Source organism: Citrobacter sp. Cpo071, assembly GCF_030332765.1.
Taxonomy (GTDB): Bacteria; Pseudomonadota; Gammaproteobacteria; order Enterobacterales; family Enterobacteriaceae; genus Citrobacter; species Citrobacter portucalensis.
Window position 1 is genome coordinate 1 of record NZ_JAOWHE010000067.1, and the last position, 14,556, is coordinate 14,556.

At 53.4% G+C, this 14,556-nt stretch carries 11 protein-coding genes; 1 reads left to right on the plus strand and 10 read right to left on the minus strand.

All coding sequences use genetic code 11. From position 1 onward, the window contains the following. Positions 1 to 240: 240 nt before the first annotated feature. Genes mukB through cmoM form a run of 4 tightly spaced genes read right to left on the minus strand, consistent with a single transcriptional unit; the run spans position 241 to position 7,504 of the window. Complete coding sequence (gene mukB / locus OGY09_RS04000; protein ID WP_032942890.1) at positions 241 to 4,701, minus strand: chromosome partition protein MukB; 4,461 nt, start codon at positions 4,699 to 4,701, stop codon at positions 241 to 243. Continuing rightward, positions 4,701 to 5,405 (minus strand): chromosome partition protein MukE, encoded by a 705-nt coding sequence (gene mukE, locus OGY09_RS04005; RefSeq protein ID WP_032942889.1) that lies wholly within the window; start codon positions 5,403 to 5,405, stop codon positions 4,701 to 4,703. Before mukE ends, mukB begins: the two co-directional genes overlap by 1 nt. Further along, entirely contained in the window at positions 5,386 to 6,708 is a 1,323-nt protein-coding gene (gene mukF / locus OGY09_RS04010) for a chromosome partition protein MukF (RefSeq protein ID WP_003831939.1), read from the minus strand. The genes mukE and mukF overlap by 20 nt, the downstream gene beginning before the upstream one ends. Continuing rightward, on the minus strand, positions 6,701 to 7,504 hold the full coding sequence (gene cmoM / locus OGY09_RS04015; protein WP_003035803.1) for a tRNA uridine 5-oxyacetic acid(34) methyltransferase CmoM: 804 nt from the start codon (positions 7,502 to 7,504) through the stop codon (positions 6,701 to 6,703). The genes mukF and cmoM overlap by 8 nt, the downstream gene beginning before the upstream one ends. A 135-nt stretch (positions 7,505 to 7,639) precedes the next feature. Between cmoM and elyC the strand changes: the two genes are divergently transcribed. Further along, positions 7,640 to 8,404 (plus strand): envelope biogenesis factor ElyC, encoded by a 765-nt coding sequence (gene elyC / locus OGY09_RS04020; RefSeq protein WP_003836882.1) that lies wholly within the window; start codon positions 7,640 to 7,642, stop codon positions 8,402 to 8,404. A gap of 93 nt (positions 8,405 to 8,497) precedes the next feature. Here elyC and OGY09_RS04025 read toward each other — a convergent pair whose 3' ends face one another. From OGY09_RS04025 to msbA, 6 genes are all read right to left on the minus strand, one after another. After that, entirely contained in the window at positions 8,498 to 9,391 is an 894-nt protein-coding gene (locus OGY09_RS04025; RefSeq protein ID WP_003831934.1) for a YcbJ family phosphotransferase, read from the minus strand. Between the two features lie 165 nt (positions 9,392 to 9,556). After that, positions 9,557 to 10,303 (minus strand): 3-deoxy-manno-octulosonate cytidylyltransferase, encoded by a 747-nt coding sequence (gene kdsB, locus OGY09_RS04030; protein WP_003831932.1) that lies wholly within the window; start codon positions 10,301 to 10,303, stop codon positions 9,557 to 9,559. Further along, positions 10,300 to 10,482: a protein YcaR gene (gene ycaR / locus OGY09_RS04035; RefSeq protein ID WP_003035793.1), complete on the minus strand. Its 183-nt coding sequence runs from the start codon at positions 10,480 to 10,482 to the stop codon at positions 10,300 to 10,302. The genes kdsB and ycaR overlap by 4 nt, the downstream gene beginning before the upstream one ends. 51 nt (positions 10,483 to 10,533) lie before the next feature. Continuing rightward, positions 10,534 to 11,766, minus strand: a complete 1,233-nt coding sequence (locus tag OGY09_RS04040; protein WP_008784266.1) for a winged helix-turn-helix domain-containing protein — start codon at positions 11,764 to 11,766, stop codon at positions 10,534 to 10,536. 41 nt (positions 11,767 to 11,807) lie between these two features. After that, positions 11,808 to 12,785, minus strand: a complete 978-nt coding sequence (gene lpxK, locus OGY09_RS04045) for a tetraacyldisaccharide 4'-kinase (protein ID WP_032942888.1) — start codon at positions 12,783 to 12,785, stop codon at positions 11,808 to 11,810. After that, entirely contained in the window at positions 12,782 to 14,530 is a 1,749-nt protein-coding gene (gene msbA, locus OGY09_RS04050; protein ID WP_003831926.1) for a lipid A ABC transporter ATP-binding protein/permease MsbA, read from the minus strand. The genes lpxK and msbA overlap by 4 nt, the downstream gene beginning before the upstream one ends. Positions 14,531 to 14,556 lie beyond the last annotated feature (26 nt).

Below are 14,556 nucleotides of genomic sequence, written 5' to 3' on the forward strand. Positions count from 1 at the left end.
TGCAGGCTCGGCCCCGACCCGACAGGCAGACGGCATAAGACGAATAACTCGCGCAGCGACGATTTTCCCGCCGGGAGCCTAGGTTGCAAGGGAGGTGGCGGTGAGCCTCCCTTGCACGTTCACAGGTATCTGCGCTTCAGAGAAATGACACCACTGAGGTGAACGGAACCCTGAGCAAGAATCACATGTTCATCATACATGCTTAACTGATGAGCATTAGCCATGTAGCCGCCTTTTTGCTTAGCTTGCCTGCGAGGAGGCATCTTCAGTCCCCGGCAGTGGTTCCGGTAACTGAGGCGCAAATCCGCGCAACCCCACCACGTGAACGTGTTCGGTGTTCTGGAAGACTTTACGCACCAGTTTGTAGGTGGTGCCTTTCTCTGGGCTGATGTTTTCCGGCGCAGCGATAATCAGCTGCATCTGCAAACGCTCACACAGCTCAAACAAGGTCGCAATAGAACGCGCATCGAGTCGTGCAGCTTCATCAAGGAACAGCAGGCGGCAAGGAGAGATATCTTTCCCGCGCAATCTGCGGCCTTCATCTTCCCAGCTTTGCACCACCATCACCAGAATAGACATCCCGGTCCCGATCGCTTCACCCGTTGACAACGCACCAGACTCAGCACGCAGCCAGCCGTCAGAGCCACGGTTAACCTCAACTTCCATTTCCAGATAGTTACGATAATCCAGCAGCTCTTCACCAATGGTTTGTGGCGTGCGTTGCCCCATGTCTATCTGCGGATTCAGACGCTGATACAGCTTCGCCAGCGCTTCTGAGAAGGTCAGGCGATTGCTGTTAAACAAATCCTGATGCTGTTCATGCTGCTCTGAAAGTACGTCCAGCAAGGTAGCATGTGTTTCACGCACATTGACGTTCAGGCGAACGCTGTTGACCTGGCCAAACGACACGCTTTGCAACCCCTGGTTCAGCATGCGAATACGGTTCTGTTCACGCTGAATGGTCTTACGAATAATGTTCGCCACGCTGCGTGAGCTGATCGCCAGCTTCTGTTCGCGTGAGGTTAACTCTTCCGTCAGACGGCTCAGCTCAATCTCCATCTGTTCAATGGCTTCAACCGGATCATCGGTACGAATAATATCCTGGCGAATACGTTCACGCAGATGCTGGTAAACCGCGACGAAGAACTGAATTTTGCGCTCTGGACGTTTTGGATCTTCAGACAGACGCAACACATCGCGCAGGTGCTCGTTATCTGCAACCGCCAGACGTAGCGCACCGAGCGCCTTATCCGACATCGAACGCAGTTCGTCACCGGAAAGATAGGCCAACTCGCGGCGGTGCAGACGACGTTCCACACCGTTATCTTTCACCATCCGCATGACTGCACACCAGCCGGCTTTGGCGGTGACTACCTGCTCGCGCATTTCATGATAATCACGTTCCAGCTTGCGTAGTCTGCGGGTCAGGTTTTCCATCTCCGCTTCGCAGAAAGTCAGTGCTTTCTCAAGTTGGTTGCGGCGTGCACGGTTGTTGCTGAGCTGCGCATGCAGTTCGTCACGGCGAATACGCGCACGCTCTTCGGCACCGCTGTCCGCACGAACGCCGATATCCTGCAGTTCACGTTGTAAATCGTTAAGCAGCTCTTTTTTGGTGTCATAAGAGCTTTTCAGCGATGCCATGACCTGGTTGTACTGGCTTAACTGTGCGGCGTGGCTGCGCAGCGCTTCGCGAGCGCGGGTACGTTCGGCTTCCGCCTGTTCCAGGCGTTCACGCAATTTTTCGTTCAGATCGCTATTGCCGCTCAGCATTTCGGCTGAGTCGGAATAACTAAAGTGCGCCCGACGCTGTACTACTTCGGTCAGCGCAAAAGCCTGCTGACGCGCATCGCGCTGCATCTGCTGGGAGTACGCATAGTCTTCCTTCAGCTGTTCAAACTGCTCAGGGTCATTTTGCAGAACCGAAACGATAGGTTCCAGTTTCGCCAACTGATTGCCATGTTGCTGTACAAAACGCGCGGCTTCCTGAGCTTCATCCAGACGCTCGCGAATTTCGTCTACGCGATCGGCTAGCGTATCATCTGCCAGCAGATTCAAGCGCGGCAGCAGGCGGTTCAGCGCAGAGACGCCCTCTTTCGCCTGTTCAAACTGCATACGGCTTTGCTGGTTATCATTTTCATGATTGGTCAGCGCACGTTCCAGTTCAACGCGACGGCTATTCAGTTGGCGAATTTCCGCTTCTGGATCGGCTTCAAACGCCACCGACAGATGGCTGCCGATAAAGCGACTGAACGCCTGATGCAGACGTTGGGTTTTCTGGACGTCAAAGGAGAGCGTGGCGAAACGTTCAGACAGCCCTTCACGCTCGGCATGCAGGGTTTCGATACGGCTTTCACGTGCTGCACGCCCAAAAATAGGCACCGCCGGGAAGCGAGAATAACGCCACTGACGCTCGGCAGTTTTCACCACCACCGCATTTTCCAGTTCATCAACGCTGAAGACGCTGTCATCAAACGACTGCGGATCCCCTTCGATGAAATAGAGATCTTCCGGGCAATCCGTCAGCCCTTCAAGCTGTTCGGTAATCAGCGACAGATCCGGTACCACAATGGCATGACGCGAAGGACCGTATAGCGCAGAGAAGTACGGTGCATCTTCAAGGCTAACGTCATCATAAATTTCTGACAGCAGTACGCCGCCAAAGCGTTCCGCCAGCGCGTTCAGACGCTGATCTTCCGCCCCGCCCGGTTGACTTAAACGTTCAATCTCTTCATCAACTGCATTTTTACGTGCACCGACTTCATCACGCTCAACAATGGCCTCACGCTCGCGCTCCAGCAATTGTTGCAGATACTCGGTCACTTCCTGGCTGGAGGTAAACTCTTCGCCACACTGCTCGCTAAGCTGATTCAGGCTATTTTGCGCAGCCAGCCAGACAGGTGCCCGCTTCATCAAATGCTGAATACGGGATTGTAGTTGTTCCTGCTCCTGACGCAGCGTCATACGCTGTTCGCTGGCAGACGAGACGCTGTCCGACAAGGCGGCGATGCGTGCTTCAAGCTCCTGGTGCAGCGCTTCCAGCTCATCGATATCGAACTGTTTACCCTGACGCTTGCAGAATTCGGCCAGCAGACGCTCGGCATCCTGCTGTTCGCGCAGACGCTGCTCCAGTTCGCTCAGTCGCATACGCAACGGCTGAACCTGTTCTGCCAGGTGGCGCTGTTCCACGCCTTCGCGCAGCAGTTCACGCGCCACGCTCCAGGCTTCACCCCGCACCAGCGGGCCGTTGATAGCCGCCACCAGCTGATAAGCCTGTTCGAACTGGCTATGCGCGGTTTGCGCCACGCTCATTTTTTGTTCAAGCGTCAGCAGTTTTTCAGTGGCTTCCTGCTCTTTGGCCTGGAAAGTCTCCAGCCATTCGGCGGCGCTGTCGGCTGTCAGGTCCGGTAAGTGGCAGAGTTCTTTCGCCCGGTTTAGGGCCTGGATCGCCTGAGTATACTGGATGGCTCGCGTTTGCTGGACGTCCAGCGCTTGCTGGTAATCGGCAAGCTGGCTTTTCAGCTCATCCACTTCCAGCTCAGCGGCTTCTGCGCGGGCTTCGTTTTCATCCTGGCGGTCAACGGCTTCCGCGACCACCTCGTTTTGTTCTTCAAGACGGACCTGCAATTCTTCGAGATCCGCCTCGTAGCGTTCAATTTTTTCCTGCTGACGCAGCGCGGTTTGCACCAGATTCAGGTGATCGCTCGCGGCCTGGTAATCAGCTTCCAGATCGCCTTCCGCACCGTTGTGTTCACCCAGTTCACGCGCCATATCCACGTGTTTGTACTGCTCTGCCGCCAGCTGCTTGCGCGAGGTATACAGTTCACGACGATATTCCAGTGCTTTATCCAGATGGATGCGACGTTCATTGGCGTGGCGCATATAATCTGCGGCCACATAGTTGGTCGCTTCACTGATTAAATGCTTAAACAGGTCGCGGTCAGACTGGGTTACGCGAATCGCTTCCAGCGTCATACGGTTTTCACGCAGCGCGGCTTCCATATCCTGAAACGCTTTACGTACGCCGCTGTTTTCCGGCAGCAGGTAGTCACGCAGTGAACGCGTAATGGCGCTGGAGATCCCGCCGTACAGCGAGGCTTCAATCAGACGGTAGAATTTACTACGATCGGACGCAGAGCGCAGACGACGGGCAATGATGCCCAGATCGAACATCAATGAGTGATAATCGGTTATCGAGTTGAACTGCTTAAACTGCACGCCTTCCATCTCATCAAGCTTCTCTTTCAGCTCAGGTAGAGACAGTACGCGCGCCTGGCGTTCGTTCAGCGTTTCCGTCACCAGTTGGGTTGGCTGTACCGACATCGGCAGCCCCTGAATGGCAAACGGTTTGATATCCACTTTGCGATCGCGACCAGCAACCTGTTGCAGACGCACACCCACGACCACGCGCTGATGACGCGAATTAAGGACGTCGAGCATTGAATAACAAACCCCTGCTTTCAGCTTACCGTGCAGGCCTTTATCACGTGAACCGCTGGTTGCACCGGCTTCGGTGGTGTTACGGAAATGCAGCAGGGTTAAGTCCGGAATGAGCGCCGTAACAAATGCCGCCATGGTGGTGGATTTACCCGCACCGTTACCACCGGACAGCGTGGTGACCAGCTCATCGAGATCAAACGTACGGGCAAAAAAACCATTCCAGTTAATCAGCGTAAGTGAGCGAAATTTACCGCGTTCAATCATTATTCTTCTTCTCCACTGTCCGGCTGATTCTCTTCGGGCTCATCGTTGAGCTGCAGACGGTTCTCGACCGCCATCGATTCACCATCACGAATTAAGCGACGCTGTGCTTCGCGCGGATCGTCACCGCTACGCACATCCGCGCCAAAGCGGAAGACAGATTCCGTAATACGGAATTTGCTGCTGTCGTGGCCCAGAAACCACACCATGCCTAAGCGGCGCAAGCGGTTGAGCGAAGAACGCACTTTTTCCTGTAGCTTCTGGCGGTCAACGTCAGAACCGGTTGAACGGTTGTTCACCAGCTTCAGTAACTTCGCTTCATCTGCCAGCGTTAGCAGCTCGTCGTACAGCTCTTGCTGGGTAAAAATCCCTTCGTTCGCCAGGCGTTCCGGGCTGAGATAGAGATAGCAAAGAATTTTACCCACCATCATGTCCAGTTCTGACAGGACCGAACGAGGAATGAGCGTCGTTGAACGCGGACGAAGGTAGAAGAACCCTTCCGGCGCACGGATCAATTCCACGTTATAGCGGCTGTAAAACTCTTCAAAATATTCCTGAAAATCCATCAGGAAGGCATGATTATCCAGTTCATCCAGACCGATATGGCGGCCCGAACGTAAGGCACTATCCAGTGCCGGAAATAACGGATTCGCCAGCGCCTGCGCCAGCTTTACCGGCATCACTTGTTCAATATTTGTCAATGACATGCGCCTGTACCTTGGCTCCGTAATCATTAATCGGCTGCCATTTGGCTGGCAGTCCGGTGAAGTCTGCTTGCGCTACGCCAAGGCGTACCGCCTGATCGATAACAATACGCGCGACGTCGAAATGACGCGCACGTGGGTATTGCGCCAGATACTCGCGCACTACCAAACCGAGATCCAGTGGTGTTTGTCTGGATTTGTAGATAGCCAGCTGTTCTTCGATGATCGCCGCCAGCTGCTCACGGATCTCGTTAAATTCTTCATATTCCAGGTCTTCCGGAAGTTCACCGGTGACCTCTTCGTCACGCAGCACCATCTCCTCGTCACGCATATCCAGCAGACGATCGGCGTTGGCATAGGTCAGCGCCCATGGGTCGTCAAAGTAGGTCTGCACGGACTGACGCAGACGCTGGGCGAAGACGCGGTTTTTATCCATATCGATCGCGGTACGGATAAATTTATGCACGTGACGATCGTAGCCGATCCACAAGTCAATGGACTGCTGGCCCCAGCTAATAATGCGGTCGAGCTTGCTTTGTAAATCAAACACCAGCCGATCGACAAAATGCAAATCGTCATGCGTCATCGTGGCGTCCTGGATGCGTAACAGGTTAGCCTGCAGCTTATCCCCTGCCGCTTCCAGCGTATCTTGCAGCTCACGCAGCGTACCAGATGTTTCAGACAGCAGCATTTCACAGCTGGAAATCGCCGCCCGCCAGTCTTTGTTTAGCAACTGTGCGATGTCGTCTTTTACCTGCTGCTGCTGTTCATCCATGATGCGCTGGGTCAGATCGATACTGTCGAAAATCTCCGCCACCGAGTATTTCAATGGCGCATAGACGTTGCGATGCCAGTGGAACTCATCACCACCTTCCGCTGCCGCATCCGCCGCGCGCTTCAGTTCGCCTGCCACAATTGACAGCTGCATAGAAAGACGCAGCGTAGAGAATTCGCGCTGACGAATATAGTAATCTGTGATGCCAATCCCGAGCGGCGTTAAACGGTAAATGGCGTTGCCTTCAGCCTGCTCGCTGGTAAAGCGGTTCAGCAGACGTTGACGCACCATATCGTTGATCGCGTTGTTGGCGCGGACGCCGATGGTTTCGCTGGTTTGCTCAAACGCATCACTCACATGGCGGAACGCATCCACCAGTTCACCTTCACTCATCTCACCGTCAAGTCGCTCACCGTTCAACGTGGCGACCGCCAGCAGGAACGAAAGTCTGTCTACCGGCAGAGAGATGGAGAAGTCATTTTTTCTGGCCCAGGCAACCAGTTCGGGGACTGTCTGGGAAAATTCACTCATAGGTTATCCTTGCATCTGCGGCTCGGGCCGGACGTTTAATCGCGGTGACATGAATATAGCGCCCAAGGCTGATATACGGTTCCTGGCGGCAATAACGTGTTTCTATTTCTGTTAAAGCATCAAAACAGTCATGCTGTTTTTGTTTATCACGCAGATAATCATGAAACACCCTCACGCCCGTTTTACCGGTTATCTCCCAGCCAATCTCCTCCAGCCAGCCATAGACCTGCTGAGGGTCGCGCGGAAAATCGGGAGACAACGTGCGCCGTTTCTTTTTATACATTCCCTGCTGTACATAGCCGAAATTACCGACCAACACATTACGCATCAACAGACCGTTTGCATTGTAGAACATCAGCGATAAAGCACCGCCCGGGCGTAACATCGACCACAATGTTTTTAAGACGGCTTGCGGATCGGCCACCCATTCCAGCACAGCATGAAACAATATCAGATCAACCTGAGAATCCAAATGCTGTGGGATGTCCTGAGCGGCACAATGTATAAAATGCATGTTGTCGCTCACACCTTGCTCTTCTGCCGCCCGTTGCGCTCGCGCCACCATCTCAGCAGAAAGATCGCACAAGGTGACGTGATGGCCCCGCTGCGCCATCAGAATGGCTGTCTGCCCTTCTCCGCCACCCGCATCAAGCACACGCAACGTTTGGCCCGCGTAGTCGGCAAGAAGTTTGTCCAGATCCTGCCAGAGGATCGTCTGACGAAGCTGACCTTTGGTGGTGCCGTAAATGTTACGGGAAAACTTCTCTGCAATGTCATCAAAATTGCGATCCCGCATCGGGCTCTCCACATGCTGGCTTTAGGGTGACTAAGTAAAACCGCTATTTTGTCACACCCACGCCGAGAATGAACCTTCCTGGTGTAATATCCCTGCTGATCCCCTGCTGTATGGTTAAAAAAGGAACCAAAAAGGATGCTTTTTACGCTAAAGAAAGTGATTGGCGGTATGATGCTGCCACTTCCGCTAATGCTCATTATCATGGGTATAGGCCTGGCGCTGCTCTGGTTTAGCCGCTTTCAAAAAACAGGGAAAGTGTGCATTAGCCTGAGTTGGCTGGCACTGTTACTTCTAAGCTTGCAGCCCGTCGCCGACAGTCTGCTGAAACCGATTGAGGATAGCTATCCAACCTGGCAGGATACACAAAAAGTGGAATACATTGTGGTGCTGGGCGGAGGGTATACCTGGAATCCACAGTGGGCGCCAAGTTCAAACCTGATCAGCAACAGTCTTCCGCGTCTGAATGAAGGTATTCGCCTTTGGCGTGCTAACCCGGGATCGAAGCTTATCTTTACCGGCGCTGCGGCAAAGAGCAATAACGTCAGTACTGCAGAAGCGGGAGCCCGCGTAGCGCAGTCACTGGGTGTGCCGCCCGGTGATATCATCACGCTGGATAAACCTAAAGACACCGAAGAAGAAGCCGCAGCGGTTAAGCAGGCCATCGGCAGCGCGCCGTTCCTGCTGGTGACCTCCGCATCGCACTTACCGCGAGCAATGATTTTCTTCCAACAGGCCGGACTACATCCGTTGCCCGCGCCAGCCAACCAGTTAGCGATTGACTCACCGCTTAATCCGTGGGAGCGCGCGATCCCCTCTCCCGTCTGGTTGATGCATAGCGATCGTGTTGGTTACGAAACGTTGGGGCGAATCTGGCAGTGGCTAAAGGGATCGGAACATTGACAGGAATGTTGCCTGATAGCGACACTAACGCGTCTTATCAGGCCTACGTGTTCAGCGCAGAATTGTAGGCCGGATAAGGCGTTCACATGTTCATCAGGCGAGCCACGGCAGCAGTGATTTCGTGGCCAGGTCAAAGTTAGATCGATTAAAACGTCCGGTGTTGACCAGTTGCGCCACCTCATCCCATAACACATACAGCCAGCGCCGCCAGATGAAGGACTCCGCCACGGGCGCGCGTTGCAGGTATTGCCAAAGCAGACTTTCCGCCAGTGCATTATCCATTAAACGGAACAATTCATACTCTCTGGGCGCCCACAGCATCAAACCCGGTCCGACCATCGCCAGAAGCTGATCGCTACGGGCGTCTTTGAGCATGCTACGTAAACTAAAATTACCGTGGATCAGCACGCAGTTATCATTGAATCCTTCAAATAAAGCGGGCAAACACTCACGGGTACGAAACAGGATCCGCTTATCCTGCATCGTCAGCCCGGTATTGTTGAACTGATTTAAAGTGGTCCACAACACTTCAACACGCTGACGATACCAGGATGGCCAGATATTCTCTTGCGTGTTATCCACCATTCCCACGCAGCCACGGCTATCCTGCCGATGCCATGACAGCAGACCTTCTACGATCTGATCTTTTAAATGTTCCCAGCGTTCGGGCGTTCGGGCTGGCGCTTCCACCGGCACGCCACGTAAACGCTCAAGCAGTAGCACATCGGGACCGGGATGCTCTTCGTGGGTTAAGACCCCGTAAATGACGGGCATTCGCACCGTACCACTGCGCGCCAACATGGAGGTTTTCCATGCCAGCTGCTGCGCCATACCTGGCGTGGTGAAGCTTCTCGCCATCAGCGGCATCGGATTTCCCTGGCTGTCGTACAGTGACCACAGGGCCGTATCCACTTTTTCATTCACGCATTCTATGCGACTGAGTTTTTCGCCCAGCAGGTGGCTGAGTTCGGCACGCAACTGTTCCATTTCAGATTGCCCTCATAAATGCTACTGCTTTCATAATGAGCGTCGTGCAGACAGATGTCACCCGGATGAGATCAATTGATGAAAAGAAAAGTGGAGGGAAAGCGCAACGATACGACACTCCTCCCAAAAATACGCCTCAATATGGGGGGAGTGCCGTGAGAAAAACTAATGCATTTCGGCGCGAACGCGCTCAAGATCTTCGGCTGTGTCTACGCCGGTACCCGGGACTTCTTTTGCGACGGCAACGTGAATTTTTTCGCCGTACCACAGCACTCGCAGCTGCTCCAGCATTTCGATATGCTCAAGCGGGCTAGGCTGCCAGTTAACATAGCGGCGAATAAAACCGGCGCGATAGCCGTAAATGCCCAGATGGCGCAGGAAGGTGTCCCCCACCGTTTCCAGACTTTTGGCGAAACGATCGCGATCCCATGGGATGGTCGCGCGTGAAAAATAGAGAGCATATCCTTCAGCGTCCAACACGACTTTTACCGCATTCGGATTAAATGCCTCTTCCGCACTGTGAATCGGAGCCGCAAGAGTCGCCATACCGACCTGACGTTGCGCCAGATTCTCAGCCACCTGGCGAATAATGACCGCAGGAATCATCGGCTCATCACCCTGTACGTTCACAATAACGGTATCATCGCTAAAACCACATTTCTCGACGACTTCCGCCAGGCGCTCCGTACCAGACTGGTGATCGGCGCGAGTCATGCACACTTCGCCACCCACCGCTTCTACCGCGCGAGCGACATCCTCGTGATCGGTAGCAACGATGATACGTTCAGCGCCAGATTCACGCGCACGCTCCAGTACATGCACGATCATCGGTTTACCGTTGATATCCAGCAACGGCTTACCAGGCAGACGTGTGGACGCATAGCGCGCAGGAATAATGACCACAAAACTCATGATTTACTCTCATCAGCAGTCAGAACGCGGGCTTCGGTTTCCAGTAACACGGGAATGCCATCACGCAGTGGGAAAGCAAGGTTATCCAGTTTACAAATCAGTTCCTGTTTTTCCTGGTTAAACCAGAGTTTGCCATTGCATACCGGGCAGGCAATGATTTCAAGCAGACGATGATCCATAGTTCCTCCAGATGGACCGGATTGTGAATCCGTAAATATTAACATAATCGCTTAAAGGGCTGGGTCTATTTCCCAACCATGGCGTGCATCAGCAAATAAACCTTCAGGATAACGTCCCAGCGTCACGCGTGTTGCCTGTTGCCAGCGGGCAAAATCGTCAATCGCCTGAAACAATCCTTTTTGCAACGTCACTCCAGGCTTAACCCCATCCTGTAACCACAGCGAAATAACGTCCAGCACACCTGTTTTGCGGTGCATTTTGGCATCCATCCGCCCAACCAACTGTCCGCGATGCAGCAGCGGTAAGACGAAATAACCGTACTGACGTTTTGGTGCTGGCGTGTAACACTCCAGCCGATAGCTAAAATCGAATAGCTGCTCTGCCCGTTTACGATCCCAGACCACCGGATCAAAAGGTGATAATACTGCACTGTGAGTCGCCGTTAATTTGCCCGCCAGCGCCTGTTCAAGCAGCGGCTGAAGGTGGCTATGCAGCCACAAGGCTCCTAGCCCCTCAACGTCGACAGGAATAATCTGCCGCTGTTCCGCCCGTTCGTTGCACCAGTTTTTTAGCGCCGGGCGCTTCAGGCGGTAGTAGTCTGCCAGCCATTGTTCGCGGAAAATCCCCAGACTGCGGGCGCTGTTATCCAGCATGACACTTTCCGCATCTTCCTGCGAAAGTGGATCGCGTTCATCGTCCCAGTGCGGCATGACGCGATGGGTTAAATCATACACTCGCTGGAAATTACGCCGTTCCACGACCATCACTTTCCCGGCGGTGAACAACCCTTCAAGATGACGCTTCTGCGGTTTCCATTCCCACCAGCCGCTGGTCCCTTTGCGTGGATGCTCAAAATCAGCTGAGCGTACCGGCCCGTTATGCTGGATGTGCTGGAGCAGTTGCTCAATCTCATGCGCATGTTCTTTCATCCACGCCGCTTTATATTTCCAGCCCATATTCTCCGGGGCCAGCATGCGGTGACGTATCAGCATAAAATCGCTGCGCGGCAAAAAACAGGCCTCGTGCGCCCAGTATTCCATCAGTTCGCCCTGCTGTAACGAGTCGTCCAGCCATTGGGGGGAATAATCGCCTAAACGACTAAACAGCACCAGGTAAGGACTGCGCGCCACAATATTGATGGTGTCGATTTGCAGCAACGACATGCGCGAAATGGTCGCGAGAATATCTGCCGGGGTTGCCCGGCGGCGTGTTTTTTTCAGCAGACCTTGAGCAGCAAGGTGAAGATGACGGGCATCCGTCAGAGAAAGGCGCGGCAACGACATTTATGGCCTCATAAATGATTCGCTGCCGCAGCGTGAATCAGTTAGCGAGTCAGCGAGATTAAGCTATTCAGCAATACATCAGGCCGATCGCCTGACAAATGTGCATCAACAGGTAAATACCACCAGTTTTCATCGGCAAATGCCCGGCACTTAACCGCATCTTTTTCCGTCATGACCAGCGTTTGCCCGGCGTCTACAAACGCACTGACGTCACTGTAGGTCAGAGACTGATGGTCTGCCAGCGCAATGCTTTTTTGCACGCTGGCACCACATGCTTTCAGCGTGGCAAAAAAACGCGGTGGATGACCAATGCCCGCCATGGCGACAATATTGGACAATTGCGCCACATCACGGCGTTCACCTGTACGTAAATTAACGGCCAGCCCCGGTTCAAGTCGCATAGGGATTTCCCCTGGTTGCGCAACGCCACCGTTAACAATAGTCGCATCCACCGATTTAAGGCGACCTGCGCGTTCCCGCATTGGACCAGCGGGAAGCCACCAGCCGTTGCCAAACCGACGTTCGCCGTCAATGACTACGATTTCAACATCTCGCGCCAGACGATAGTGCTGTAGTCCATCGTCCGTCACAATAATCTGCACGTCGTGTTGGGCCAAAATGGCCTTTACCGCATCCGATCTTACCGGGGATACCGCTACCGGCACGCCGGTACGTTGGGCGATCAGCACAGGTTCATCGCCCGCTTCTGCGGTAGTAGTATCAGCGGTTAGCAACAGCGGGTAAGCAGTCGCTTTCCCGCCATAACCACGCGACACCACACCCACGCGAATCCCGCGTTGTCGCAGTTGTTCAACCAACCAAATCACCACCGGCGTTTTACCGTTTCCGCCCGCGGTAAGGTTTCCGACCACCACAACCGGGACTGGCGCGCGCCATGCGCGTTTAAGCCCCAACTTGTAGCATAAGCGGATCGCGCCACTCACCAGGCCATACAGCCAGGAGAGTGGAAGTAACAATCGCCACAGCGGCGATTCACCAGACCAGATACGTGCGATCATTGACCAAATTGCATTTTATGTAATTGCGCATACACCCCGCGCTGCTCAATCAGCTCGCTATGAGTCCCGCGTTCGACAATCAGACCATCCTCCACCACGATGATTTCATCGGCTTGTTCAATGGTTGAAAGACGGTGAGCAATGACCAGAGAAGTACGGTTTTTCTGTAGCTCATCCAGCGCAGACTGAATCGCGCGTTCAGATTCAGTATCAAGAGCCGATGTTGCTTCATCAAGGATCAGTATTGGGCTGTCACGCAACAAGGCACGGGCAATAGCGATACGCTGACGTTGTCCGCCGGAAAGCAGGACGCCGTTTTCACCAATCACCGTATCCAGGCCATTGTCCATCTTGTTGATGAAATCCATAGCGTAGGCCATCTGTGCCGCTTTTTCGATCTGCTCACGGCTGTACATATCGGTACGCGCGTAGGCGATATTGTTGGCAACCGTATCGTTAAACAAGTGCACATTCTGCGAAACCAACGCAACCTGATCGCGCAGTGATGCCAGGGTATATTCGCGCAGATCGTGTCCGTCCATCAGAATCTGCCCTTCATCAACATCGTAGAAGCGCGTAATCAGGCTGGCGAGAGTGGATTTCCCTGAGCCCGAACGGCCAACCAGAGCAACGGTTTTACCCGCTGGAATATTCAGGTTGATGTTACGCAGAGCCGGTACTTCACGTCCCGGATAAGTGAAAGTCACGTTGCGGAACTCGAGATCGCCGGTAGCACGATCGATCACACGTTTACCTTCATCTTTCTCCTGTTCGCTATCCAGAATCGTAAATAAGGTCTGGCATGCCGCCATACCGCGCTGGAACTGCGCGTTGACGTTGGTCAGAGATTTCAACGGACGCATTAATGCGATCATTGAGGAGAAGACAACCGTAATTGTACCTGCTGTCAGGTTTTCCATTACGCTTGGGAAGCTGGCCGCATACAACACGAAGGCCAGTGCCAAAGACGCAATCAGCTGGATGATAGGGTCGGAGATAGAAGAAGCGGAAACCATCTTCATACCCTGCAAACGCATCTTGTTGCTGACATTATCAAAGCGCTTGGTTTCAACTTCCTGACCACCAAAAATCAGAACTTCTTTATGGCCTTTCAGCATCTGCTCCGCACTGGTCGTAACCTGCCCCATGGTGTTTTGCATGTTTTTACTGATGCTACGAAAGCGCTTGGAAACCACACGGATTGCCACTGACACAATTGGCGCCAGTACAATCAGGATCAGCGACAGCTGCCAGCTGTAATAGAACATCATGATAAACAGGCCAATGATTGAGGCCCCTTCACGTACCACGGTGATCAGCGCGCCGGAAGACGATGACGCAACCTGTTCTGAATCATAGGTAATACGTGATAACAATGTCCCTGTAGACTGTTTATCAAAAAAGGAGACGGGCATGCCCATCATATGACCAAACAGGCGGCGGCGCATGGTCATGACCACTTTGCCTGACACCCATGAGATACAGTAGCTGGAGACATAGCTGGTTAAGCCACGAACTATCATCAGCCCAATGACCACCAGCGGCATCCACAGCAGCACCGAGCGATCCGTTTTACCAAAACCATCATCCAGTAATGGTTTAAGGAGCGATAACATGAAGGTATCGCTGGCCGCGTTAAGGACTAACGCTATACCCGCCACGATCAGACCCGATTTAAAAGGCGCTATGGTTGGCCATAGTCGGCGAAACGTCTGCCACGTAGAGAGATCTTTATCGTTATGCATTCAAAAAACCAGCATTTGTTAGAATA

Excerpts from the sequence above, each read along its gene's own strand:
- mukB (WP_032942890.1), bottom strand. The coding sequence starts at position 4,701 with ATGATTGAACGCGGTAAATTTCGCTCACTTACGCTGATTAACTGGAAT.
- mukE (WP_032942889.1), bottom strand. The coding sequence starts at position 5,405 with ATGTCATTGACAAATATTGAACAAGTGATGCCGGTAAAGCTGGCGCAG.
- mukF (WP_003831939.1), bottom strand. The coding sequence starts at position 6,708 with ATGAGTGAATTTTCCCAGACAGTCCCCGAACTGGTTGCCTGGGCCAGA.
- cmoM (WP_003035803.1), bottom strand. The coding sequence starts at position 7,504 with ATGCGGGATCGCAATTTTGATGACATTGCAGAGAAGTTTTCCCGTAAC.
- elyC (WP_003836882.1), top strand. The coding sequence starts at position 7,640 with ATGCTTTTTACGCTAAAGAAAGTGATTGGCGGTATGATGCTGCCACTT.
- OGY09_RS04025 (WP_003831934.1), bottom strand. The coding sequence starts at position 9,391 with ATGGAACAGTTGCGTGCCGAACTCAGCCACCTGCTGGGCGAAAAACTC.
- kdsB (WP_003831932.1), bottom strand. The coding sequence starts at position 10,303 with ATGAGTTTTGTGGTCATTATTCCTGCGCGCTATGCGTCCACACGTCTG.
- ycaR (WP_003035793.1), bottom strand. The coding sequence starts at position 10,482 with ATGGATCATCGTCTGCTTGAAATCATTGCCTGCCCGGTATGCAATGGC.
- OGY09_RS04040 (WP_008784266.1), bottom strand. The coding sequence starts at position 11,766 with ATGTCGTTGCCGCGCCTTTCTCTGACGGATGCCCGTCATCTTCACCTT.
- lpxK (WP_032942888.1), bottom strand. The coding sequence starts at position 12,785 with ATGATCGCACGTATCTGGTCTGGTGAATCGCCGCTGTGGCGATTGTTA.
- msbA (WP_003831926.1), bottom strand. The coding sequence starts at position 14,530 with ATGCATAACGATAAAGATCTCTCTACGTGGCAGACGTTTCGCCGACTA.